Consider the following 19,559-nt stretch of genomic DNA (forward strand, 5'->3'; position numbering starts at 1 on the left):
GACGGCGCGCGATCGCCGGCCGGCTAATTGCCTGCGTGCAGACGTCCGGCGCGCAATTCGCGGCGCGCAATACGGGTGTCGATGCGAAGCGTGTCGATCATGGCATTATCAACATAGCCGCTGGCGACGTCGCATCCATTGCGGCGAAAGCGCGCACATCGCCGCGTGGAACGATGCGCCATCGCCGCAACAGGCCGAGTGTCAGGGCTGTCCGATGCCGGACAGGCCGAGCACCGCGCCGGCGGCGAGCGCGACAAGCGGATGGATGCGCGTCGTGGTGGTGGCGATCGCGACGCCAGCCGCGATCAGGATGGTGCCCCAGCTCGAGGCCGATGCGTGGGTGATGACGATGGCGCTGGCCGTGACGAGCCCGGCGGTGACCGGAACCAGCCCCGCCTGCACGGTGCGGCGCCAGGGTCGGTCCTTGAAGCGTTCCCAGAGCCGCAGCGCGAAGCCTGTCACCAGCGACGACGGCCCGAACTTGGCGAGCGATGTCACCAGCACGCCGGAGAAGCCCGCGACATGCCAGCCGACCAGCGGCACCACCATCATGTTCGGCCCGGGTGCCGCCTGCGCCAGCGCGAACAGCGCGCCGAATTCCTGCGCCGTCATCCAGTGATGGACGTCGACCACCTGACGCTGCATCTCCGGCAGGATGGTGTTGCCGCCGCCGAAGGCGAGCAGCGAGAGTTCGGCGAAGATCAGCGCGAGCGTGACGAGGGTTGCGCTCATGATGCCTGCCTCGACCTGAGGACAATGCTGAGCGGCGCCAGCGTCAACAGGGTCGGCAGCAGCGGCAATCTGAACACGGCAATAGCGAGCACGCACAGCGCACCGATGAAGAGGCCGAGCACATCGCGCCGCAGCGGCCAGGCGATCTTGATCGCCGTGGAAATCAGGAGCCCGGCCGCCGCGGCGGCGAGACCGCCGAACAGATGACGGACGACCGGGTCGTCGGCGAAGCGGCCATAGATCACACCAAGGCCGATCACGACCGCGGTCGGCACCGCGATCAGGCCGAGGATCGCCGCGAACGCGCCGGGAATGCCGCGAAACTTCAGCCCGACCGCGACCGACATGTTGATGATGTTGCCGCCGGGCAGGAACTGGCACAGCCCGAGCAGGTCGGTGAACTCCGCGCCGGTGAGCCAGCCGCGCTTCTCCACCATCATGTGGCGCGCCAGCGGCAGCACGCCGCCGAAGCCGGTCAGTCCGAGGATGAAGAAGCCCGTGAACAACTCGCCGACGTCAGGTGCGTGATGCTTAGTGGTTTGCGCGGCGGGGATGGCGTCCATCGGCGGGGCGGCTCCGGTTTGATTTGTTGTTGAGCCGACTCTAGTTGGCCGCGTGCCAAATATCCAATATATGGATATGCGAATTTGCATATCTATTGCATATGGATTGTCCTGATGATCGAACTGCGCCATCTCCGCTATGCCGTCGCGGTCGCCGAGGAAGGCCATATCACTCGCGCCGCCGCGCGGCTCGGCATTCAGCAGCCGCCGCTGAGCCAGCAGATCCGCGCCCTGGAAGCCGCGATCGGCGCGCCGCTGTTTCGCCGGCAGCCGCGCGGGGTCGAGCTGACCGCGGCCGGCCGTGCCTTCGTCGGCAAGGCGCGCGCGATCCTGCGCGACGCCGACCTCGCGGTGGAGGCCGCGCGCCGCGCGAGCCGCGGCCAGGAGGGGCAGCTTGCAATCGGCTTCACCTCTTCGGCCGCCTTCCATCCTTTCGTCACCGGCGTGATGCGCGAAATGCGCGAGCGCGCGCCGGCGATCACGCTGTCGCTCGAGGAGGCCTCGACCGGCGAGCTGATCGCAGCCGTCGAGGCCGATCGGCTCGATGCCGCATTCGTGCGTGCGCCAGGCGAGCGGCTGGAGAACCTCACGATCACGCATCTGCTCGACGAGGAGATGGTGGTCGCATTGCCGGACCATCACCCGCGCGCCCGCAAGGACACCCGCCGGCGGACTTCGCTGGCCTCGCTCGCCGACGAGCCGCTGATCCTCTACCGCCGTCCGACCGGGCCCGGCCTCTACGACAGTATCATCGCCGCCTGCCGCGCCGCGGGTTTCAGCCCGAAGGTGACGCAGGAGGCGACGCGGATGGTGTCGACGCTCAGCCTCGTCGCGGCGGGGCTCGGCATTTCGATCGTGCCGGAATCGATGGCGCGGCTCGAGACCGCCGGCGTCTCCTATCTCCGCCTCGAGCGCGCCACCGGCCTCGTCGCGCCGCTGGCGCTGGCGCGCAAGAAGGGCCCCGCCGCCGGCACGCTCGGCCGCCTGCTCGGGATCGTGACGCGGCGGGTGAAGGACCGCGCCGGGGTCTAAGCGGGACTTGCAACCGTCATTGCGAGGAGCGACAGCGACGAAGCAATCCATCTATCCGTTGCGCGGAAACATGGATTGCTTCGCTTCGCTCGCAATGACAGTGGACGGAGCTGAAGCTCAGCGAGCCCCGCACCGCCGCCTGGATGGCGCGGAACGTGGGGAGTTTGGCGAACGCACGCGTCAGGGCGGGTCTAGATAGCTTCCATCGAATCCGGTTGCCCGCGCGCGGATCGCAACAGCTCAGCCGCGCCTGGAGGCTTCGGGTTCAATCAACACCGCGAAAGGCATTTCCGATGGCGCTTTTTCCTGTCCATACGCTCGAGTCTGCCCCTGAAGCCTCGAGGCCTACTTTGCGCGAGGTCGAGGCGCGGTTCGGCATGATCCCGAACCTTGCGGCGACGATGGCGACGTCACCCGTGCTGATCCAGAGCTTCCTCGGCATCTTCGACAAGGTTCACGGCGGCAGCTTCACCGAGCAGCAGATCCAGACCGTGCTGCTCACCGACGCGGTGACCAATGGCTGCGCCTGGGCAGTCGCGCTGCATTCCGCGCTCGGCTTGCAGGCTGGCCTCGATCCGGCCGATGTCGACGCGATGCGTGCCGGCCGCTCGCCTGCCGACAAGACACTCGGCGCGCTCTCGACGCTGGCGCGGTCGCTGATCGAAAAGCGTGGGCGGCTCGACGAAGAGGAGATCGAACGATTCCTGGCAGCCGGGTTCTACAAGGACCTCGTGCTTGAGGTGATCACCATCGTGGCGGCCTCGACCATCACCAACTACACCGGCAGCGTCACCAATCCGCCGCTGGAGGCGGCGTTGCAGGAATATGCCTGGAACGGCTGAGGCGATCGCGCCTGGCGTCAATCATTGCACGTCGACCGCGCGGCCGGCCGTGCACTTCAGAGCGCAAACCTGGCGCGATAGTCCTGCGGCGTGGTCGACAGCAGGCGCAGGAAGCTGCGCCGCATCGTCTCCTCGGACCCGAAGCCGCAACGCTGCGAGATGCGCTTGATCGGCAGGCGCGTTTCCGAAAGCAGATGCCGCGCGCCCTCGACCCGGAGCCGCTCGATCGCGCGTGCCGGCGTCAAGCCGGTCGCTTCCGCGTAATGGCGGCTGAAGCTGCGCTCGCTCATGCCGGCCTGTTTCGCCAGCGTCGACAGCGAGAGATCGCCGGCGAGATGGTTGCTGATCCAGTCGTGCAGCGCGCTGAACCTGTCGTCGGTTGCTTGCAGCGACAGGATTTCGCTGAATTGCGCCTGTCCGCCCGGCCGTTTGAAAAACACGACGAGATAGCGGGCGACGGCAAGCGCCGCCGTGCGGCCGAGATCCTCCTCCACCAGCGCCAGCGCCAGATCGATGCCGGAGGTGACGCCGGCCGACGTCCAGAACGAACCGTCGCGCACGAAGATCGGATCGGGCTCGACGCGGACATCAGGAAAACGCTCGGCGAGCTCTGCGCAAAATCCCCAATGGGTCGCGGCACGCCGGCCATCGAGCACGCCCGATGCGGCGAGCAGGAACGCGCCGGTGCAGACCGATGCGGTGCGGCGCGCCTGCCCGGCGCGCTCGCGTACCCAGTCCACCAGGACGGCATCGGCCGTCGCGGCGTTGACGCCGTCGCCGCCCGGAATCACCAGCGTGTCGACCGCGGTGTCGATGGCGGGCAGCGGATGCACCGCGAGCCCGACGCCGGCGGATGACTCAACGTTCGGGCCATCCTTTGCAACGACGCGGACTTCATATGGCTCGGCGTTGCCTGCCTTGGCCGCCAGCGCATTGGCGGACGCGAACACCTGCAATGGCCCGGTGACGTCGAGCAATTGCACAGCCGGATATGCCAGCACTTCGATCGAGCGGCGGCGGTTTGGCGAAAAACGTGGGCTGGTTGGCGTCATCGCCGAAACCTGCCGCGCTAGATTCGCTTTGTCCATAGCGCAAGGAAAGTTCGAGGGAAGTTCGATGATTGCTCACGATGTTCATCTCCGGATCGGTTCGCTGCTGTTCGAAGGCGTCGATCAAATCGATTTGACCGGGCCGTTCGAGGTGCTGTCGCGGATTCCGAATTCGACCTACCGCATCTACGGCAAGACCGCCGAGCCGGTCCGCGACATCAAGGGATTGCGGCTGACACCGGATGCGACGCTCGCCGATGCGCCGCCGCTCGACGTGCTGCATGTGCCGGGCGGCTTCGGTCAGCAAGCCCTGATGGAGGACGCGGAGGTGCTCGGCTGGATCAACCGGCAGGCGGCGGGGGCGTGCCGCATCTTCTCGGTCTGCACGGGCGCGCTGATCTGCGGAGCGGCCGGCCTGCTGAAGGGGCGCAGGGCGACGACGCATTGGGCGTCGTTTCATCTGCTGCCGTTTTTCGGCGCTACGCCCGTGAACCAACGCGTGGTGGTGGACGGAAGCTTCGTCTTTGCCGCCGGAGTCACGGCAGGCATCGATGGCGCATTGCGGCTCGCGGCTGAACTGCGCGGCGACGATGCCGCGCGCGCGATCCAGCTCTATATGGTGTATGCGCCGGAGCCGCCGTTCGACAGCGGCACGCCGGAGACCGCGCCACCCGAAATCCTGCAGCAGTCGCGCCAGGCCGTGCGCGCGATCACGGAGCAGCGGGAAGAGACTGCGCGCCGTGTCGCGGCGAGGCTGGGCGTCGCCCTGCAGGGAGATTGAGTGGGGCTAATTCCCTGGCTCGAAGCTGCAGTCGGCGCCGCCGCCGGCCTTGTCCTTGATCACTTTCGGATCGAGCGTGCAGGACAGTTTCGACAACGCCTCGTAGATCGTGCCCGCGGCGCCGTCGGGCGGCACGCCGGCCAAAGCTTCGGTGGCGAAGATCGCGTTGGCCTCGCGTCCCTTCACGGTACGGGTATTGCCGCCGAAGGTCAGCGCGCAGGAGCGCGAGGTGATGTCGACATTGCTGGCGCGGCAGACCACCTTGTCGGCGGTGACGACGATCTTCCCGGTGATGGGGACATTGCTGTCGCCGCCGAAGAACGCGGCGACCGCCTTCTTCTCCTTGGCCGGCAACGGCGAGTAGGGCGCCACCACGCCGGCGAGCGCCAGCGCGACCGAGCCGGAGGTGGTCGCAGGCGCGGCCCAGGCGGCCGACGAGGCCAGCGACATTGAACATGCGAGGATCGTCAGTCGGCCCAGTCTCATTCCCGTCTCCCGGTGCCCGCGCTTTCCGCGGCGCGGAATCGCTAGCACGTCTCGTGGCCTGAACAGGTGACGCCATTCACACGCGATCCCGCAACTTCGCGTGAGGCGCGGATGCGCGCAGGGCAGGGCGGCCCCGCGTGGACCCGCTTGCACGATCGCGCCATCGGCGTCACAGTCCGATCCGTGGCAGCGATGCCGCCAACAACGACGACAAGAAGATCAATCCGGGGAACGCCATGGCGGCCACGCGCATCGACTGCGACATCCATCCCGCGGTGGGGGGAACGCGCACCACGCTGCTGCCCTATCTGAGCGATCACTGGAAGGAACAGGTCGTCAGCCGCGCCATCGACGGGCTCGACCTCAATTCCTATCCGCCGTCGATGCCGCTGTCCGGCCGCGCCGACTGGCGGCCGGCGGACGGCAGCAAGCCCGGCAGCGATCTTGCCATGGTGCAGCGCGGCGCATTCGACCAGCTCGGCGCCAGCCACGCGATCTGCAACGTCGTCTATGGCGCGCAGGCGGTATTCGATTCCTACATGGCGGCGGACTTCTGTAGGGCGATCAACGACTGGATCGCGGCCGAGTGGCTTGCGAGAGACAAGCGGCTGCGCGCCTCGATCGTGGTGCCGATCCAGGCGCCCGACCTTGCAGTCGAGGAGATCGAGCGCAGGGCCGGCGACAATCGCTTCGTTTCGGTGCTGGTGCCCTCGCAAGGCGAGACGCTGCTCGGCCGGCGGCATTACTGGCCGATCTATCAGGCCGCCGAGAAATACAAGCTGCCGATCGCGATCCACGCCGGCAGTGCCTACCGGGGCGCGCCGAGCTCGATCGGCTGGCCGTCCTACCGCTACGAATATTATCTCGCCGAGGCGCAGGCGTTCCAGGCGCAGGCGTTGAGCCTGATCTATGAGGGCGTGTTCGGGAAGTATCCCGGATTGACCGTCGTGCTGATGGAGTCGGGCGTCAGCTGGCTGCCGGCGTTCATGTGGCGCGCCAACAAGACCTGGCGCGGCGTGCGAGTCGAGGTGCCGTGGGTGGAGCGCGAGCCGGCCGCGATCATCCGCGACCATTTCCGCGTCACCATGCAGCCGTTCGACGCGCCGCTGGATGCAACAAGCGTCGCCGACATCATCGACCAGATCGGCTCCGACAAGATGTTCCTGTTCGCATCCGACTATCCGCACTGGCAGTTCGACGGCGACGATCCGATCCCGCGATATCTGCCCGACAGCATCGTCAAGCGGATGTGCGAGGACAATCCGATTGAAACGTTCCCGCGTTTGAAGCTGAATTCGTAATTCGCGCGCATGATCCGGAAAAGTGGGAACCGGTTTTCCGACAAGATCATGCGCAAACAAGAAGGAGGATCGCATGAGTGACGTCATCGACCGCCCGATGCTCGACCAGGAGAAGACCGCGGCGACGCGGCTGAAGATCATCGACTGCGACATCCATCCGAGCCTTCACGCGCACAGCGACCTCAACGAGTTCTTGCCGAAGCGCTGGCAGCAGCATCTCAAGGAATACGGCAGCCACCTGCGCACGCCCTATATCGGCACCACGCCGTATCCGCGCTCCTCGCCGCTGATCGCGCGGCGCGATGCCTGGCCGCCGACCGGCGGCGTGCCCGGCTCCGACCTCGATTTCATGCGCAAGCAGCATCTCGATCCCTTCGACGTCGAGTTCGGGATCCTGCAGGTGCTCGATCTCTTCATCTTCTCGCAGCAGAATCTGGAATTCGGCGCCGCGATCCAGCGCGCCATCAACGACTGGCAACTGGCGTTCTGGGCGCATCGCGATCCCCGCCTGAAGGCCTCGATCCTGGTCGGGCAGGATGGCTCCGACCTCGGCCTCGCCGAGATCGAGCGCTGCGCCAAATCAGGCGAATACATCCAGATCAACGTCTCGCCGCGTGCCAATGAGCCGCTCGGCCGCCGCCGCTACTGGCCGATCTATGAACGCGCGCAAGAGCTCGATCTGCCGCTCGGCATCCATGTCGGCGGCTATGGCGGGCATGCTCCGACCGGCGGCGGCTGGCCGTCCTATTATTGCGAGGAGCATCAGTCGAACGCGCACACGGTGGCCTCGAACCTCACCAGCCTGGTGCTGGAAGGTGTTCCCGAGCGCTTCCCGAAACTGAAGATCGTGTTCATCGAAGGTGGCTTCGGCTGGATTCCCGCGACGATGTGGCGGATGGATCAGCACTTCGAACGCTTCCGCAGCGAGGTGCCGCATCTGAAGCGCCGGCCGAGCGAATATGTGAAGGAGCATTTCTGGTTCACGACCCAGCCGATCGACGAACCGGATGAAGCCAGGCACCTGCGGCAGCTGATCGAATGGGTCGGCATCGACCGGCTGTTGTTCTCGTCGGACTATCCGCATTGGGACTATGACGACGCGCGCTACGCCTTCAAGACGCCGCTGACGGACGCCGAGCGTCGCAAGATCTTCAATGCCAACGCCCGCGCGGTTTACAAATTCTAGGATTGAGATGACCTCGCTTCGAACCGAGCCGCAGACTCCGGTTCACCTCGCCCCGCGTGCGGGGAGAGGTCGGAATGCATCGTTAGATGCATTCCGGGTGAGGGGGAGCTTCCGCAATCTCATCTGTCACCGTATCCGCGGAGATAGCCCCTCACCCCAACCCTCTCCCCGTAAGAACGGGGCGAGGGAGCGCAGCGCCGTCGCTATTCGACCTACTCTCATCAGGCACCAGGATTCCGATGACCCGTCACATCGTCGCGCGCACCAGTGAGATTCCGGCCGGCGGCAACAAGGTGTTCGGCCTCGATGGCCGCGACATCGTCGTGTTCCATGTCAATGGCGAGTTCTTCGCGCTGCTCAATCGTTGCCCGCATGAGGGCGCGCCGCTGGAGAAGGCGGCCTGCGTCGCGCGCCTGACCTCGCCGGAGCCCGGCATCTATCAGCGCGACCGCGTCGGCGAGATGCTGCGCTGTCCGTGGCACGGCTGGGAATTCGACATGCGCAACGGGCAGTCCTGGTTCGATCCCAAGCGGTTCAGGATCCGCTCCTATCCGGTCGCGGTCGAGAGCGGCGCCGAGTTGCAGAAGGGGCCGTATGTTGCCGAGACGTTCCCGGTGCACATCGAGGACAACTACGTGATCGTCGAGATTTAGGTTGGCGCAGTTCGCGCGACCGTGTGCGCCGCCGAGGGCCTCGTCGTGGCAGGAACAGTCCCGGCCATGACGCAAGTAAGTGTTATTGCGACTTATGCAATAATGAAGTGCCGTCGACGGCAATTATAATAACCGCTGCAATGGGCCACCTTGAGCTGGCGATCGGGAATGAACCCGTCCACCACATCAGGAACGGCACATGAAGCTGTATCACTTCGCTCTCTCCGGCCACGCGCACCGCGCGCGGCTGTTTTTGTCCCTGCTGGGAATTCCGCACGAACTGGTCGACGTCGACCTCAAGTCCGCCGCGCAGAAGCGGCCGGAATATCTCGCGCTCAACCCGTTCGGCCAGGTGCCTGTGCTGGATGATGACGGCGTAATCATCCCCGACTCCAACGCGATCCTGGTCTATCTCGCGACCAAGCTCGGCCGGACCGACTGGCTGCCGCAGGATGCAAAGGGCGCTGCCGCGGTCCAGCGCTGGCTGTCGGTTGCTGCCGGCGATCTTGCGTTTGGGCCCGCAGCGGCACGCCTCATCACCGTGTTCGGCGCGAAGCACAATCCGGACGACGTGATCGCGCGGGCGCATGTTCTGCTGAAACGGCTCGAAGCCCATCTCGCCGGGCGCGACTGGCTGGTCGGTGAGGCGCCGACAATCGCTGATGTCGCGCTCTACAGCTATCTGTCCAGCGCACCCGAAGGCAATGTCGATCTCTCCGCCTATGCGCGCGTCAACGCGTGGCTGCGCCGGATCGAGGCGCTGCCGGGCTTCGTCGCCTTCGCCAAGACCCCCGTCGGTCTGGCGGCTGCGTGACCTACTGACCGGGCGTGCCGTCGGGCGCGCCCGTCCAACCCCCGAAGGGGAGGGCGATACGATGAGCGACAGACGAACCAAGAGCGAGCTCGCGACCTGGCATGCCGGCGAAAAGGCGATCCAACGGCAGGTCGGCGTCGCCGAGAAGATGGAGGCCGTCGGCCAGCGCGCGGTGCGCGACTTCATGCCCGACCAGCATCGCGATTTCTTCGCGCAGATTCCCTTCATCGTCGTCGGCAGCGTGGACCGAAGCGGCGACGCCTGGGCTTCGTTGCTGGCCGGTAGGCCCGGCTTCATTTCCTCGCCGACACCGCGCAGCCTCGAGATCGATGCGCGGCCCGACCGCAGCGATCCCGTCAGCGAGGGGATGCGCGAGGGCGATGCGATCGGACTGCTCGGAATCGAATTGCACACGCGGCGCCGCAACCGTGCCAACGGGCTGCTGCGTGCATCGTCAGGTAAGGCACTCAGCTTCGAGCTCGATCAGAGCTTTGGCAATTGCCCGCAGTACATCCAGCTGCGCGATTTCGCCTTCGTGCGCGCGCCGGATGAACCGTTCGCGGGAGAGATCGAGGCGAGCACGACGCTCGATCAGGCCGCGCGCGACATGATCAAGGCGGCCGACACGTTCTTCGTGGCGTCCTATGCCGAGCGTGAGGACCGTCGCCAGGTCGACGTCTCGCATCGCGGCGGCCGGGCGGGCTTCGTCCGCGTAGCCGACGACGGCATGCTGACGATCCCCGATTTCTCCGGCAATCTGTTCTTCAACACGCTCGGCAACATCCTCGTCAACGGCAAGGCCGGGCTGGTGTTCGTCGATTTCGAGACCGGCGACCTGCTGCAGCTGAGCGGCGATGCCGAGGTGATGCTGGACTCGCCGGAGATCGCGGCGTTTCAGGGCGCCGAGCGGATCTGGAGTTTCCGTGCCCGCCGTCTGGTGCGCAGGCGCGGCGCGCTGCCGCTGCGCTGGGCGTTCCGGGCCGAAGGCTGGTCGCCGAATTCGCTGATGACCGGCGACTGGGGGCAGACCGCCGACCGAATCCGCGCGGCCGAGCGCGCGACGCGGTGGCGGCCGTTCAAGGTCACTGGGATCGTCGACGAGAGCCGATCGATCCGCTCGTTTCATTTGCAGCCGGACGACGGCGCGGGGTTGCTTCCGCACCGGGCGGGACAGCATTTGCCGATCCGTCTCTCGTTGCCCGGTATCGACAAGCCAGTCATCCGCACCTACACGCTGTCGGTCGCGCCGTCGGACGGCATGTACCGGATCAGCGTGAAGCGCGACGGTGTCGTATCGCAGCATCTCCACGACACCATCCATGTCGGCGACATCATCGAAGCGCGCGCTCCGGCTGGTGGCTTCACGATCGATGCGCGCGAGAAGCGGCCCGCGGTGCTGCTCGCCGGCGGTGTCGGCATCACGCCGCTGCTCGCGATGCTGCGCCACGTGGTCTATGAGGGGCTGCGCACCCGCGGCATCCGGCCGACATTCCTGTTTCAGGCTGCGCATGCGAAACAGGATCGCGCGTTCGGCGACGAATTGCAGCAGCTGGTGGATGCCGCCGGCGGCGCGGTGCGGATCATCCGCGTCCTCGGCGATGTCGACGGTGCCGAGCAGGGCACAGACTACGACGCGGCGGGACGGATCGACATGGCGCTGTTGTCGCGCGTCCTGCCGTTCAACGACTATGACTTCTATCTGTGCGGACCGCCTCAGTTCACCCAATCGCTCTATGACGCCCTGCGCGGCTACAATATTGCCGACGGCAGGATTCACGCCGAAGCCTTCGGTCCTTCGTCGCTGGTCCGGACGCCCGACCTCATCACCACAGCGCCGCCGCGCCGGCCACCGGCGACGACGCCGGTCCCGGTCGCCTTCACCACTTCGTTGAAGGAGGCGCGCTGGACGCCGGAGGCGGGGACGCTGCTCGAACTGGCGGAAGCGCGTGGCCTTAGCCCCGCCTTCAGCTGCCGGGAGGGCAATTGCGGAACCTGCCGAGCGCGATTGCTGGCAGGCGCCGTGACCTATGTGAAGCAGCCCGCCGCCGAGGTGGCCGATGACGAGGTGCTGATCTGCTGCGCCGTGCCGGCGAAGCCGGAGGCCGACGGCGAGGACCGGATCCAGCTCGCGCTGTGACCGAACCGGGCGCATAGCGCTTTCGCGGGCACTCAGCCCATGCTGCCCGGCATGAAGCAGCGTGGCCTCGGGTGCCCGTCCAGATAATACGGCCAGACCATGGTGCGGCCGGCACGGTTCGGTCCGGCGACGACGGCCTCGTCGGGAACATCGACCCACTCGCCTTCGAGCCGGACGCGATAGTGGCCGTCCTTGGTGTCCCAATCGGCGTCATCGACACGCTTCGCGTCGCTGCCGTCGCAGCAGGGGCCCTTGACGCTGCGCAGGCTCTCATACCAGGCGTTCAATTCGGGATGCCCGTGATCATGGGCCTGCACCGGCCCGATCGCCGGCTTCGCCAGCAGGGCGGTGACTACAACGATTGCCGCACGCCAAAACCGATTGTTCATCTGATCCCCAAAATCCGGAAAGCCCATGACAGCCAACCCGGACATGGTCATCGAGATCGGGACATCAATTAGATGATAATCGTAATATAATCACATTCGTGAGAGCAGCGGAGCTGCTGCCGGGAGGGCCGGGTGCCGACAAACTCAGGCGAGCAGGCTCATCACCTGGTCGATCACGGCCTTCACCTGCTTCGAATCCGGCCTCTGATGCGCGAGAGCCAGCAGTCCGGCATGCACCACCATGATGGTGTGGGCGGTGACGTCGGGGTCAAAGCCCTTCCTGAACTGGGCGCGATCGGTGCGCAGCCGCGTGCGCAGCAGCTCTTCAAGCCGCCGGTTGTAGCGCTCGATGCTCTTGCGGAGTTCGACCTGGTCGAGCGAGCCGTCGGTCGCGGAATTGATCGACAGGCAGCCGCGCTGTCCCTTCTCGCCCGAGCAATAGGGAATGAAGCCGGTAAGCCACTGCCTGATGACGTCCCGCGTGGGCCCCGGCTGCGCCAGCACGCGCTCGGCCCAGCCGAGGATGCCGTCGTGATAGCGGTCCAGCACCTTCAGGAACAACGCGTTCTTGTCGCCGAACGCCGCATAGAGGCTGGGTTTCGCGACGCCGCTTGCCGCCGTGATGTCGTCGAGCGAAGTCGCCTGAAAGCCCTTCTGCCAGAACATCTGGCGGGCGATTTCCAGGACATCGTCCGGATCGAAGCTGCGCGGCCTTGCCATATCCATCTTTTATGTACTCCCGCGTCGGATGTGAAGCCTTCACCTTGCCGTGAAGGCAGGTCCGGCTATTGACGTAATCCTTATTCTGTACTTAGAAGTACACAACGAAATCGGGAGATCACGCCATGAAAGCGGTTCAGGTCGTTGCCTTCGGACGTGCAGCGGACGTGGTCAAGCTCAACGAGGTGCCGGACGTCGGCAGCCCCGGCCCCGACGAGATCGTGGTCGCGGTTGAGGCTGCGCCGATCAACAATTCGGATTTCATGATCATCGCCGGGCGCTACGGCTATCTGCCGTCACCGCCGGCCACGCTCGGGATCGAGGGCGTCGGGCGGGTTGTTGCCGCCGGATCGCAGGTGAGGAATCTGAAGGAGGGCGACCGCACGCTGATTCCCTTCACGGTCCCGACCTGGACCGAGCGGGTCAAATTCACCGCATCATGGCAGCGTGCGCTGCCTGACAATGCCGATGTCCAGCAACTGTCCATGATCGGGGTCAATCCGGCCACCGCCTATCTCTTGCTGACCGATTTCGTGAAAGTGCCGCCCGGCGGCTGGGTGATCCAGAACGGCGCCAATTCGGCGACGGCGCGCGCGGTGATCGCCATCGCCAAGTCGCTCGGGCTCAAGACCGTCAACATCGTCCGCCGCGAGGAGGTCATGGAGGAGGTCAAGTCGGTCGGCGGCGATATCGTGCTGCTCGACGGGCCGGATCTCGCGAAGCGCGTCGCCAGGGAAACGGGTGGGGCGCCGATCCAGCTGGCGCTCGACATGGTCGGCGGCTCATCCGCCTTGAACCTGATGAACTGCCTCGCGCCAAAAGGAGTGCTCGTCATCTACAGCGCGATGAGCGGACAGCCGTTCTCCGGCTCGGCCTTGAGCGTGATCTTCAACGAGGTGTCGGTGCGCGGCTTCTGGCTCGGTCATTGGGGCAAGACTGCGACGGACGAAGCGTTGGCCGGAATGTATGACCATCTGGTGCCGATGGTCGCATCGGGTGCGATCAGCGCGCCGGTGGTCGGCACCTATCGCCTGGAGGATTTTTCACAGGCGATCGCGCAGGCGGCGGCATTCAAGGGCAAGGTGATCTTCACGCCAAGTTAGGTCGTACCCCCCGATATTCGCCGGCGCGACACGCCGGCGCATGTCCGCACGACGTCACGCCGGGGCAGCTAGACGATGGTCGAGAGCGTGAACGCGTGCCACGCACTCCAGTCAATACCATCATAGGCGCGCACATACATCGTCTCACTGCCGGTGGTGGCGCCGCCACGCATCCAGATATCATCGAGGTCGGCGGCATTGACGTCGATCACGGTGCTGGCTGCCCAATGGGAATTCGCAGAGGTCCAGAAATAGCCGCTGTTGGCGTTGCCGCCGCCATCCCAAAACTGATAGGCGGCCGCGGGATTCGCGTCAGCGTCAGCATAGGACACCAGGTTGCCGACCTGGCTCCACTCGTTGACATGCAAGGTCTGATTGCTGATCGAGGCATCGGGTGCGTGGTTTGCCAGGCTGGTCACGGTGAAGCTGTCCCAGGCACTCCAGCTCGTTCCGTCGAAAGCGCGCACAAACATGGAATCGGTACCGGCCGCGGTGCCACCTCGCACCCATACATTGGCGAGGTCGGACGCCGAGACGTCGATGACCGTGCTGGACGCCCAGTGTGAATGTCGGGCGTCCAGAAATAGGCGCTGGTCGCAGCCCCGCCACCGTCCCAGAACTGGTATTGGGTGATTGCATCGCCGTCAGTGTCGGATGCCGTCGTCCAGTTGACGAGCTGCGCCCACTGCGCGGCGTTCAGCGTTTGATCGTTGATCGTCGCGGTCGGAGCCGTATTGGTCGACGTCAGATTAAAGCTGTCCCAATTGCTCCAGGCGGTACCGTCGAATGCCCTTACCCACATCGTCTCGGAACCGGTCGTCGAGCCGCCCTTGATCCACACATTGGCCAGATCGGATGCTGAAACGTCGATCGTCGTGTTGGCAGCCCAGTGGGAATTGTCGGGTGTCCAGAAATAGGCGCTGGTTGCGCCCGCGCCGGCGTCCCAGAACTGGTATTTGGTGATCGTGTCACCTTCGGCATCGGTGGCAGTGAGCCAGCCTTGCGGTTTGACCCATTGATTGACGTGTAGCGACTGGTCGTTGATGGTCGCGACGGGGATCGTGTTTGGCGTCGACGTCACGGTGAATGTGTCCCAGGAGCTCCACTCCGTTCCGTCGAATCCCCTTACCCACATCGTCTCGGAACCGGTTGTCGAGCCGCCATGGATCCAGACATTGGCGAGGTCCGCAGCCGAAACGTCTATCGTCGTGTTGGCGGCCCAGTGGGAATTGTCGGGTGTCCAGAAATAGGCGCTGGTGGCGGCGGTCCCGCTATCCCAGAACTGGTACTTCGTGATCGCATCGCCATTGGCATCGGTCTTGGTCAACCAGTTGTCGACGGTGACCCATTGATCGATATGTATGGAATGATCACCGGCTGTCACGACGGGCGGAGTATTGGCCGACGTCAGCGTGAAGCTGTCCCAGTTGCTCCAGTCTGTTCCGTCGAACGCTCTGACCCAGAACGTCTCGGCACCGGTTGTCGAGCCACCCTTGATCCAGACATCGGCCAGGTCGGCGGCCGCCACTTCGATCGTCGTGTTGGCAGCCCAATGGTCATTGGTGGAAGTCCAGAAATAGGCGCTTGTTGCGGAGGTGCCGCTGTCCCAGAATTGATATTTGGTGGCTGCATCCCCGTTGGCATCGGAGTAGGTCAGCCAATTCTTGGCTTGCGTCCATGTATTGGTGTGCAGCTGCACGTCGGGGACCGTGACGACCGGCGCAGTGTTTGGAATCGTCGTGAGCGTGAAAGACGTCCAGTTGCCCCAATTGGTCCCGTCGAAGGCGCGTACCCACAGTGTCTCGGTGCCGCCGACCGCGCCGGCACGCACCCACACGTCGGACAGGTCAGATGCCGAAACTTCGATCGTCGTGTTGGCGGCCCAATGGTCGTTGGTGGAAGTCCAGAAATAGGCGCTGTTCGCAGCTGTGCCGCCGTCCCAGAACTGAAATTTCTGCGCGGGATTGCCGTCGGAGTCGGCATAAGTGAGCCATGGCTGTATTTTTTGCCACTGATTGTACAACAGGCTGTGGTTACCAATCGTGACGACCGGTGCGGAATTGGCCATGGTTTGCTTCCTCGTGGGCTGCGCCGGTCGAGACCGGCTAATTTCCAAGGTGCAAGGCAATCAATTTTGGCCCGTGAGGCGGGCCAGGCTGAGATTAGTGTCGTCCGGCTGAGATCAGCGCATTCCAAAGAAATCGTTAATATCAAATTCAGGATCGCAGAATTTCAATGCAGCATCTATGATGGGTGTCACACCCATCAGTCGGGTCGCGTGCGGCAAAACGTCATAGGTATCCCGTTCCGAACGGCCTCGCAGCGGGTGTCGGGAAACGCACTCGCCGGCGCCATTCGCGATGGTCTATCCCTGCCGTTGCGGCTTGAGACGCGCCAGGCTTGCCGTTAGCAGTGCAATTCGAACACGGGTCTTTGCGAGCCACCGGTGGAGACATCGAACATCGCGGGCCGACGGAAGCAATGCCCCGGCGTATTGGACATAAGGAACGTTTCTCATGGCGAACACGACGGCGGAGCTTGAAGCGCTGCTGATGCAGCGATCGTTGACCGATCCGCAGCTTCTGGCGACGGCGGAGGCGGCATCGGACTTCCGGATCCTGCCGGATGCCACCGTGATCAAGATCGGCGGGCAGAGCGTGATCGACCGCGGCCGCGCCGCCGTCTACCCGCTGGTCGACGAGATCGTCGCGGCCCGCAAGGCGCACAAGTTGCTGATCGGGACCGGCGCGGGCACCCGCGCCCGGCACCTCTATTCGATCGCGGCCGGGCTGCGGCTGCCGGCCGGCGTGCTGTCGCAGCTCGGCGCCTCGGTCGCCGACCAGAACGCGGTGATGCTGGGCCAGCTGCTCGCCAGGCACGGCATCTCCGCGGTCAGCGGCGCCGGGCTTTCGGCCGTGCCGCTTTATCTCGCCGAGGTGAACGCCGTGATCTTCAGCGGCATGCCGCCCTACGGCCTCTGGATGCGGCCGGCAGCCGAGGGCATGATCCCGCCCTATCGCACCGACGCCGGATGCTTCCTGGTCGCCGAACAGTTCGGCTGCAAGGCGATGATCTATGTGAAGGACGAAAACGGTCTCTACACCGCGAACCCCAAGACCTCGAAGGGCGCGACGTTCATCCCGAAGATCTCGGTCGCCGAGATGAAGGCCAAGGGGTTGCAGGATTCGATCCTCGAATTCCCGGTGCTCGATCTGCTCGCCACCGCGCGCCATGTCCGCCAGGTGCAGGTCGTCAATGGCCTCGTCCCCGGCAACCTCACCCGTGCGCTTGCGGGCGAGCATGTCGGCACCATCATCACCGCGAACTGAGCAGGGACACGACCATGGACGACACCATCAAGCACGTCGCCTCGCCGCTCGCGCGCCAGACCCTGCTCGACAGCGATCTCACCCGTCCCGTCGCCGGCGGTCGCCCGATCCCGCTGCTGCCCTGGGTGCAGGTGGTGAAGATCGGCGGCCGCTCCATCATGGATCGCGGCCACGAGGCGATCCTGCCGATCGTCGCCGAGTTGCGTTCGCTGCTGCCCGAGCACCGCCTGCTGATCCTGACCGGCGCCGGCATCCGCGCCCGCCATCTCTACAGCGTCGGCCTCGATCTCGGCCTGCCGGTCGGCTCGCTCGCGCCGCTCGCTGCAAGCGAAGCCGGCCAGAACGGCCATATCCTGGCCTGCCTGCTCGCGCCGGAGGGCGTGTCCTATATCGAGCATCCGACCATCGCGAGCCAGCTTGCGATCCATCTCTCCGCGGCCCGCGCCGTGGTGGGCAGCGCGTTTCCGCCCTATCACCATCATGAATTCCCGGTCTCGCGCATCCCGTTGCATCGCGCCGACACCGGTGCGTTCCTGATCGCCGATGCGCTCGGTGCCGCCGGCCTGACGATCGTCGAGGATGTCGACGGCGTCTACACCGACGATCCGAATGGTCCCGAGGGGAAGAAGGCGCAGCTGCTGCGCGAGGCCAGCCTCGCCGACCTTGCGAAGCTGAAGGGCACGCTGCCGTTCGATCCCGCGCTGCTCGAGGTGATGGCCAATGCGCGGCATATCGAGCGGGTGCAGGTCGTGAACGGCCTCGTTCCCGGCCGGCTCGCGGCGGCGCTGCGTGGCCAGCATGTCGGATCGATCATCCGCACCGGCGCGCGGCCGGCCTGATACGAGCAGCGGACTCCGTTCACCTCGCCCCGCGTGCGGGGAGAGGCATAGGCCGCCTTCGGCGGCCGTTCTCAAGAACGCCGAAGCGGAGCTTCGGCTATGATACATCGATAGATGCATTCCGGGTGAGGGGGAGTCTCCGCGGACGCACCTATCACCGTATGCGCGGAGGCAGCCCCTCACGCCAACCCTCTCCCCGTAAGAACGCTAGTGCATCTACACGTTTGTCGGGCCATTTGCGAGGATTTGGAAGCGGGCCATTCCGGTGTGGAAGGTGATTGGTCCAGGTTGACGGTGGGAGGCGTAGCCGGTCCATCCGCCGAGTTTTGCGATGATCCATGCCGCCCAAGCAAGAGTGTTGGGGCGATGGTGGTTTTTCTGAAGCTCGGTGCGACCTTTCATGGTTTTGTTGATGGCCCTGAGCGTCTCGATCTCTTCTGCGGTGAAGACAAATTCAGCCGGCAATTCTTCGCCACTGTTGCGGGCCTGAACGAGTTGAATGACGATACATGCCGCTCTGGTGGCGACCGCCACGAGCTTGATCAGGCCTTCGGCGCTCTCGATCTGACTATCCTCGATGCGCAAACCCTGGCTCTTCAGCGAGCGAAAGAGTTGCTCAATGATCCAGCGCTGGCGGTACCAGGAGACGATCTGCCAGGCGTCTTTAACGGTGGCGACCGGATGAGTGGTCAGGAGCAGCCAGCGAATGGGCTCCGCACCTCTCGGCGGATGCAACTCGACCACTTCTACGAAGCTGAGTTTGATGCCCTCCGCCAAGTCGGTGACGCCGGGCCTCTGCGGCCGCTTGAGCACGACGGTTCCGAAGCGCATCGAGAGATGGGCCTGCCGGCCGCGCCGATCCATTCGCTGCGGCAGATCGATCACCGCGTTGTCGCAGAAGCGGCTCCGCTCGACCGCCTGATAAAGTGTGTCGCCATCGACCAGCGCATGGTCGTGCATGGCACGCGACAGAAGATGGACATTCTCAGCTGGCGTCAGCGCCCAGTGAGCAAAGAAATCCCCCTCGCGGTCGTTGACGACGGTGATCATGCGGGCATCTGCCAGGACGTCGCGGCCTTGCTCGGCGGCCGTCACCCAGCGCGCCGACTCCTTGTCGGCCAAGGCGCGCCGCTCATGCGGGATTTTTACCTTGCCTTTGCGCGTCCAAACGTTGCCGCCAGTAAGGCCAAGACAGACCCCGCTGTCGGCATCCACCGCCATCATCGCATGCAACAGCACGCCGCGAGCATTGCCCTTGCCGACTTTGCCCAGCCCGCGCCGCCGTCCCGCCTGGGTCTGGAACTTGACCTCGCTCGTATCCTGGATCGCCAGCACATGACGCCCGCTGACCGCAGTCCGCGTCTGCGCGCTCCAGCCCTCAATCAATTTATCGATCGTGACTTGGGGGTTGTTCACAAACCGCCAGAACGCCATATTGGCAGCCCAATCGCCCCGGGCCATCTGGCGCAAGCAGACGCTGCGCGTGCAAAGCATAGCCCGCAGAAGCGTCGCCCCCTTTTGTCGAGACGAACGTCCCCGAACTCACCCAAAGACAAATCCGGCTGCATCGCTGGCGCTCCTTCGAATCAAAGCGCCAGTGAGA

The 19,559-nt window shown here is 65.0% G+C and carries 20 protein-coding genes; 11 read left to right on the plus strand and 9 right to left on the minus strand.

Annotated elements, in window-relative coordinates:
• Positions 1 to 201: 201 nt before the first annotated feature.
• On the minus strand, positions 202 to 732 hold the full coding sequence (locus tag ACVW1B_RS40775; protein WP_057017908.1) for a chromate transporter: 531 nt from the start codon (positions 730 to 732) through the stop codon (positions 202 to 204).
• Positions 729 to 1,295 (minus strand): chromate transporter, encoded by a 567-nt coding sequence (locus ACVW1B_RS40780; protein WP_076827649.1) that lies wholly within the window; start codon positions 1,293 to 1,295, stop codon positions 729 to 731. Before ACVW1B_RS40780 ends, ACVW1B_RS40775 begins: the two co-directional genes overlap by 4 nt.
• A 117-nt stretch (positions 1,296 to 1,412) precedes the next feature.
• Between ACVW1B_RS40780 and ACVW1B_RS40785 the strand changes: the two genes are divergently transcribed.
• Positions 1,413 to 2,327 carry a LysR family transcriptional regulator gene (locus tag ACVW1B_RS40785; protein ID WP_456823092.1) on the plus strand — a complete coding sequence of 305 codons (915 nt, stop codon included), beginning with the start codon at positions 1,413 to 1,415 and terminating at the stop codon, positions 2,325 to 2,327.
• A gap of 293 nt (positions 2,328 to 2,620) precedes the next feature.
• Positions 2,621 to 3,169 carry a carboxymuconolactone decarboxylase family protein gene (locus ACVW1B_RS40790; RefSeq protein WP_456777708.1) on the plus strand — a complete coding sequence of 183 codons (549 nt, stop codon included), beginning with the start codon at positions 2,621 to 2,623 and terminating at the stop codon, positions 3,167 to 3,169.
• 56 nt (positions 3,170 to 3,225) lie between these two features.
• On the opposite strand, the gene ACVW1B_RS40795 is transcribed toward ACVW1B_RS40790, so the two are convergent.
• Positions 3,226 to 4,221, minus strand: coding sequence for a GlxA family transcriptional regulator (locus ACVW1B_RS40795; RefSeq protein ID WP_456777707.1), 996 nt, complete (start codon positions 4,219 to 4,221; stop codon positions 3,226 to 3,228).
• Between the two features lie 64 nt (positions 4,222 to 4,285).
• Here ACVW1B_RS40795 and ACVW1B_RS40800 point away from each other — a divergent pair, with 64 nt between their 5' ends.
• Positions 4,286 to 4,999 carry a DJ-1/PfpI family protein gene (locus ACVW1B_RS40800; protein WP_456822930.1) on the plus strand — a complete coding sequence of 238 codons (714 nt, stop codon included), beginning with the start codon at positions 4,286 to 4,288 and terminating at the stop codon, positions 4,997 to 4,999.
• Positions 5,000 to 5,005: 6 nt separating this feature from the next.
• On the opposite strand, the gene ACVW1B_RS40805 is transcribed toward ACVW1B_RS40800, so the two are convergent.
• Complete coding sequence (locus tag ACVW1B_RS40805; RefSeq protein ID WP_456822931.1) at positions 5,006 to 5,485, minus strand: hypothetical protein; 480 nt, start codon at positions 5,483 to 5,485, stop codon at positions 5,006 to 5,008.
• A gap of 236 nt (positions 5,486 to 5,721) precedes the next feature.
• On the opposite strand from ACVW1B_RS40805, the gene ACVW1B_RS40810 reads away from it, so the two are divergent.
• The 5 genes from ACVW1B_RS40810 to ACVW1B_RS40830 all read left to right on the plus strand — a co-directional run bounded on the left by ACVW1B_RS40810 (position 5,722) and on the right by ACVW1B_RS40830 (position 11,576).
• A complete protein-coding gene (locus tag ACVW1B_RS40810) occupies positions 5,722 to 6,786 on the plus strand; it encodes an amidohydrolase family protein (RefSeq protein WP_456823093.1) in 1,065 nt (354 codons plus the stop codon).
• A 73-nt stretch (positions 6,787 to 6,859) separates the two neighbouring features.
• Positions 6,860 to 7,972, plus strand: coding sequence for an amidohydrolase family protein (locus tag ACVW1B_RS40815; protein ID WP_092089441.1), 1,113 nt, complete (start codon positions 6,860 to 6,862; stop codon positions 7,970 to 7,972).
• A 239-nt stretch (positions 7,973 to 8,211) separates the two neighbouring features.
• Positions 8,212 to 8,625 (plus strand): Rieske (2Fe-2S) protein, encoded by a 414-nt coding sequence (locus ACVW1B_RS40820; protein ID WP_456777704.1) that lies wholly within the window; start codon positions 8,212 to 8,214, stop codon positions 8,623 to 8,625.
• Positions 8,626 to 8,824: 199 nt separating this feature from the next.
• Positions 8,825 to 9,439, plus strand: coding sequence for a glutathione S-transferase family protein (locus ACVW1B_RS40825; RefSeq protein WP_456777703.1), 615 nt, complete (start codon positions 8,825 to 8,827; stop codon positions 9,437 to 9,439).
• A gap of 61 nt (positions 9,440 to 9,500) precedes the next feature.
• A complete protein-coding gene (locus ACVW1B_RS40830) occupies positions 9,501 to 11,576 on the plus strand; it encodes a 2Fe-2S iron-sulfur cluster-binding protein (protein ID WP_456822932.1) in 2,076 nt (691 codons plus the stop codon).
• A gap of 32 nt (positions 11,577 to 11,608) precedes the next feature.
• Here the strand turns inward: ACVW1B_RS40830 and ACVW1B_RS40835 are convergent, their stop codons facing one another.
• Entirely contained in the window at positions 11,609 to 11,965 is a 357-nt protein-coding gene (locus ACVW1B_RS40835; protein WP_310881456.1) for a hypothetical protein, read from the minus strand.
• Between the two features lie 144 nt (positions 11,966 to 12,109).
• Complete coding sequence (locus ACVW1B_RS40840) at positions 12,110 to 12,691, minus strand: TetR/AcrR family transcriptional regulator (protein WP_456777701.1); 582 nt, start codon at positions 12,689 to 12,691, stop codon at positions 12,110 to 12,112.
• Positions 12,692 to 12,810: 119 nt separating this feature from the next.
• Between ACVW1B_RS40840 and ACVW1B_RS40845 the strand changes: the two genes are divergently transcribed.
• On the plus strand, positions 12,811 to 13,788 hold the full coding sequence (locus tag ACVW1B_RS40845; protein WP_253604401.1) for a zinc-dependent alcohol dehydrogenase family protein: 978 nt from the start codon (positions 12,811 to 12,813) through the stop codon (positions 13,786 to 13,788).
• Between the two features lie 68 nt (positions 13,789 to 13,856).
• On the opposite strand, the gene ACVW1B_RS40850 is transcribed toward ACVW1B_RS40845, so the two are convergent.
• Both ACVW1B_RS40850 and ACVW1B_RS40855 read right to left on the minus strand, forming a co-directional pair.
• Positions 13,857 to 14,207, minus strand: coding sequence for a hypothetical protein (locus tag ACVW1B_RS40850; protein ID WP_456822933.1), 351 nt, complete (start codon positions 14,205 to 14,207; stop codon positions 13,857 to 13,859).
• Positions 14,204 to 15,856: a hypothetical protein gene (locus ACVW1B_RS40855; RefSeq protein WP_456822934.1), complete on the minus strand. Its 1,653-nt coding sequence runs from the start codon at positions 15,854 to 15,856 to the stop codon at positions 14,204 to 14,206. Before ACVW1B_RS40855 ends, ACVW1B_RS40850 begins: the two co-directional genes overlap by 4 nt.
• 448 nt (positions 15,857 to 16,304) lie before the next feature.
• Between ACVW1B_RS40855 and ACVW1B_RS40860 the strand changes: the two genes are divergently transcribed.
• Together ACVW1B_RS40860 and ACVW1B_RS40865 are read left to right on the plus strand one after the other, a co-directional pair.
• Positions 16,305 to 17,117, plus strand: coding sequence for an amino acid kinase family protein (locus ACVW1B_RS40860; protein ID WP_456777697.1), 813 nt, complete (start codon positions 16,305 to 16,307; stop codon positions 17,115 to 17,117).
• A 14-nt stretch (positions 17,118 to 17,131) separates the two neighbouring features.
• The gene (locus ACVW1B_RS40865) at positions 17,132 to 17,956 is read left to right on the plus strand and encodes an amino acid kinase family protein (protein ID WP_316398829.1); all 825 of its coding nucleotides are present in this window, start codon (positions 17,132 to 17,134) and stop codon (positions 17,954 to 17,956) included.
• 216 nt (positions 17,957 to 18,172) lie between these two features.
• On the opposite strand, the gene ACVW1B_RS40870 is transcribed toward ACVW1B_RS40865, so the two are convergent.
• On the minus strand, positions 18,173 to 19,417 hold the full coding sequence (locus tag ACVW1B_RS40870; protein ID WP_456781775.1) for an IS4 family transposase: 1,245 nt from the start codon (positions 19,415 to 19,417) through the stop codon (positions 18,173 to 18,175).
• Positions 19,418 to 19,559 lie beyond the last annotated feature (142 nt).

The sequence above is a fragment of the Bradyrhizobium sp. USDA 4502 genome (genome assembly GCF_054063355.1).

What these genes read in the sequence shown, in the direction of transcription:
- ACVW1B_RS40810 (WP_456823093.1), top strand. Translation starts at nt 5,722, where the DNA reads ATGGCGGCCACGCGCATCGACTGCGACATCCATCCCGCGGTGGGGGGA.
- ACVW1B_RS40840 (WP_456777701.1), bottom strand. Translation starts at nt 12,691, where the DNA reads ATGGATATGGCAAGGCCGCGCAGCTTCGATCCGGACGATGTCCTGGAA.
- ACVW1B_RS40775 (WP_057017908.1), bottom strand. Translation starts at nt 732, where the DNA reads ATGAGCGCAACCCTCGTCACGCTCGCGCTGATCTTCGCCGAACTCTCG.
- ACVW1B_RS40855 (WP_456822934.1), bottom strand. Translation starts at nt 15,856, where the DNA reads ATGGCCAATTCCGCACCGGTCGTCACGATTGGTAACCACAGCCTGTTG.
- ACVW1B_RS40800 (WP_456822930.1), top strand. Translation starts at nt 4,286, where the DNA reads ATGATTGCTCACGATGTTCATCTCCGGATCGGTTCGCTGCTGTTCGAA.
- ACVW1B_RS40835 (WP_310881456.1), bottom strand. Translation starts at nt 11,965, where the DNA reads ATGAACAATCGGTTTTGGCGTGCGGCAATCGTTGTAGTCACCGCCCTG.
- ACVW1B_RS40830 (WP_456822932.1), top strand. Translation starts at nt 9,501, where the DNA reads ATGAGCGACAGACGAACCAAGAGCGAGCTCGCGACCTGGCATGCCGGC.
- ACVW1B_RS40870 (WP_456781775.1), bottom strand. Translation starts at nt 19,417, where the DNA reads ATGGCCCGGGGCGATTGGGCTGCCAATATGGCGTTCTGGCGGTTTGTG.
- ACVW1B_RS40820 (WP_456777704.1), top strand. Translation starts at nt 8,212, where the DNA reads ATGACCCGTCACATCGTCGCGCGCACCAGTGAGATTCCGGCCGGCGGC.
- ACVW1B_RS40805 (WP_456822931.1), bottom strand. Translation starts at nt 5,485, where the DNA reads ATGAGACTGGGCCGACTGACGATCCTCGCATGTTCAATGTCGCTGGCC.
- ACVW1B_RS40845 (WP_253604401.1), top strand. Translation starts at nt 12,811, where the DNA reads ATGAAAGCGGTTCAGGTCGTTGCCTTCGGACGTGCAGCGGACGTGGTC.
- ACVW1B_RS40780 (WP_076827649.1), bottom strand. Translation starts at nt 1,295, where the DNA reads ATGGACGCCATCCCCGCCGCGCAAACCACTAAGCATCACGCACCTGAC.
- ACVW1B_RS40815 (WP_092089441.1), top strand. Translation starts at nt 6,860, where the DNA reads ATGAGTGACGTCATCGACCGCCCGATGCTCGACCAGGAGAAGACCGCG.
- ACVW1B_RS40865 (WP_316398829.1), top strand. Translation starts at nt 17,132, where the DNA reads ATGGACGACACCATCAAGCACGTCGCCTCGCCGCTCGCGCGCCAGACC.
- ACVW1B_RS40860 (WP_456777697.1), top strand. Translation starts at nt 16,305, where the DNA reads ATGGCGAACACGACGGCGGAGCTTGAAGCGCTGCTGATGCAGCGATCG.
- ACVW1B_RS40790 (WP_456777708.1), top strand. Translation starts at nt 2,621, where the DNA reads ATGGCGCTTTTTCCTGTCCATACGCTCGAGTCTGCCCCTGAAGCCTCG.
- ACVW1B_RS40825 (WP_456777703.1), top strand. Translation starts at nt 8,825, where the DNA reads ATGAAGCTGTATCACTTCGCTCTCTCCGGCCACGCGCACCGCGCGCGG.
- ACVW1B_RS40795 (WP_456777707.1), bottom strand. Translation starts at nt 4,221, where the DNA reads ATGACGCCAACCAGCCCACGTTTTTCGCCAAACCGCCGCCGCTCGATC.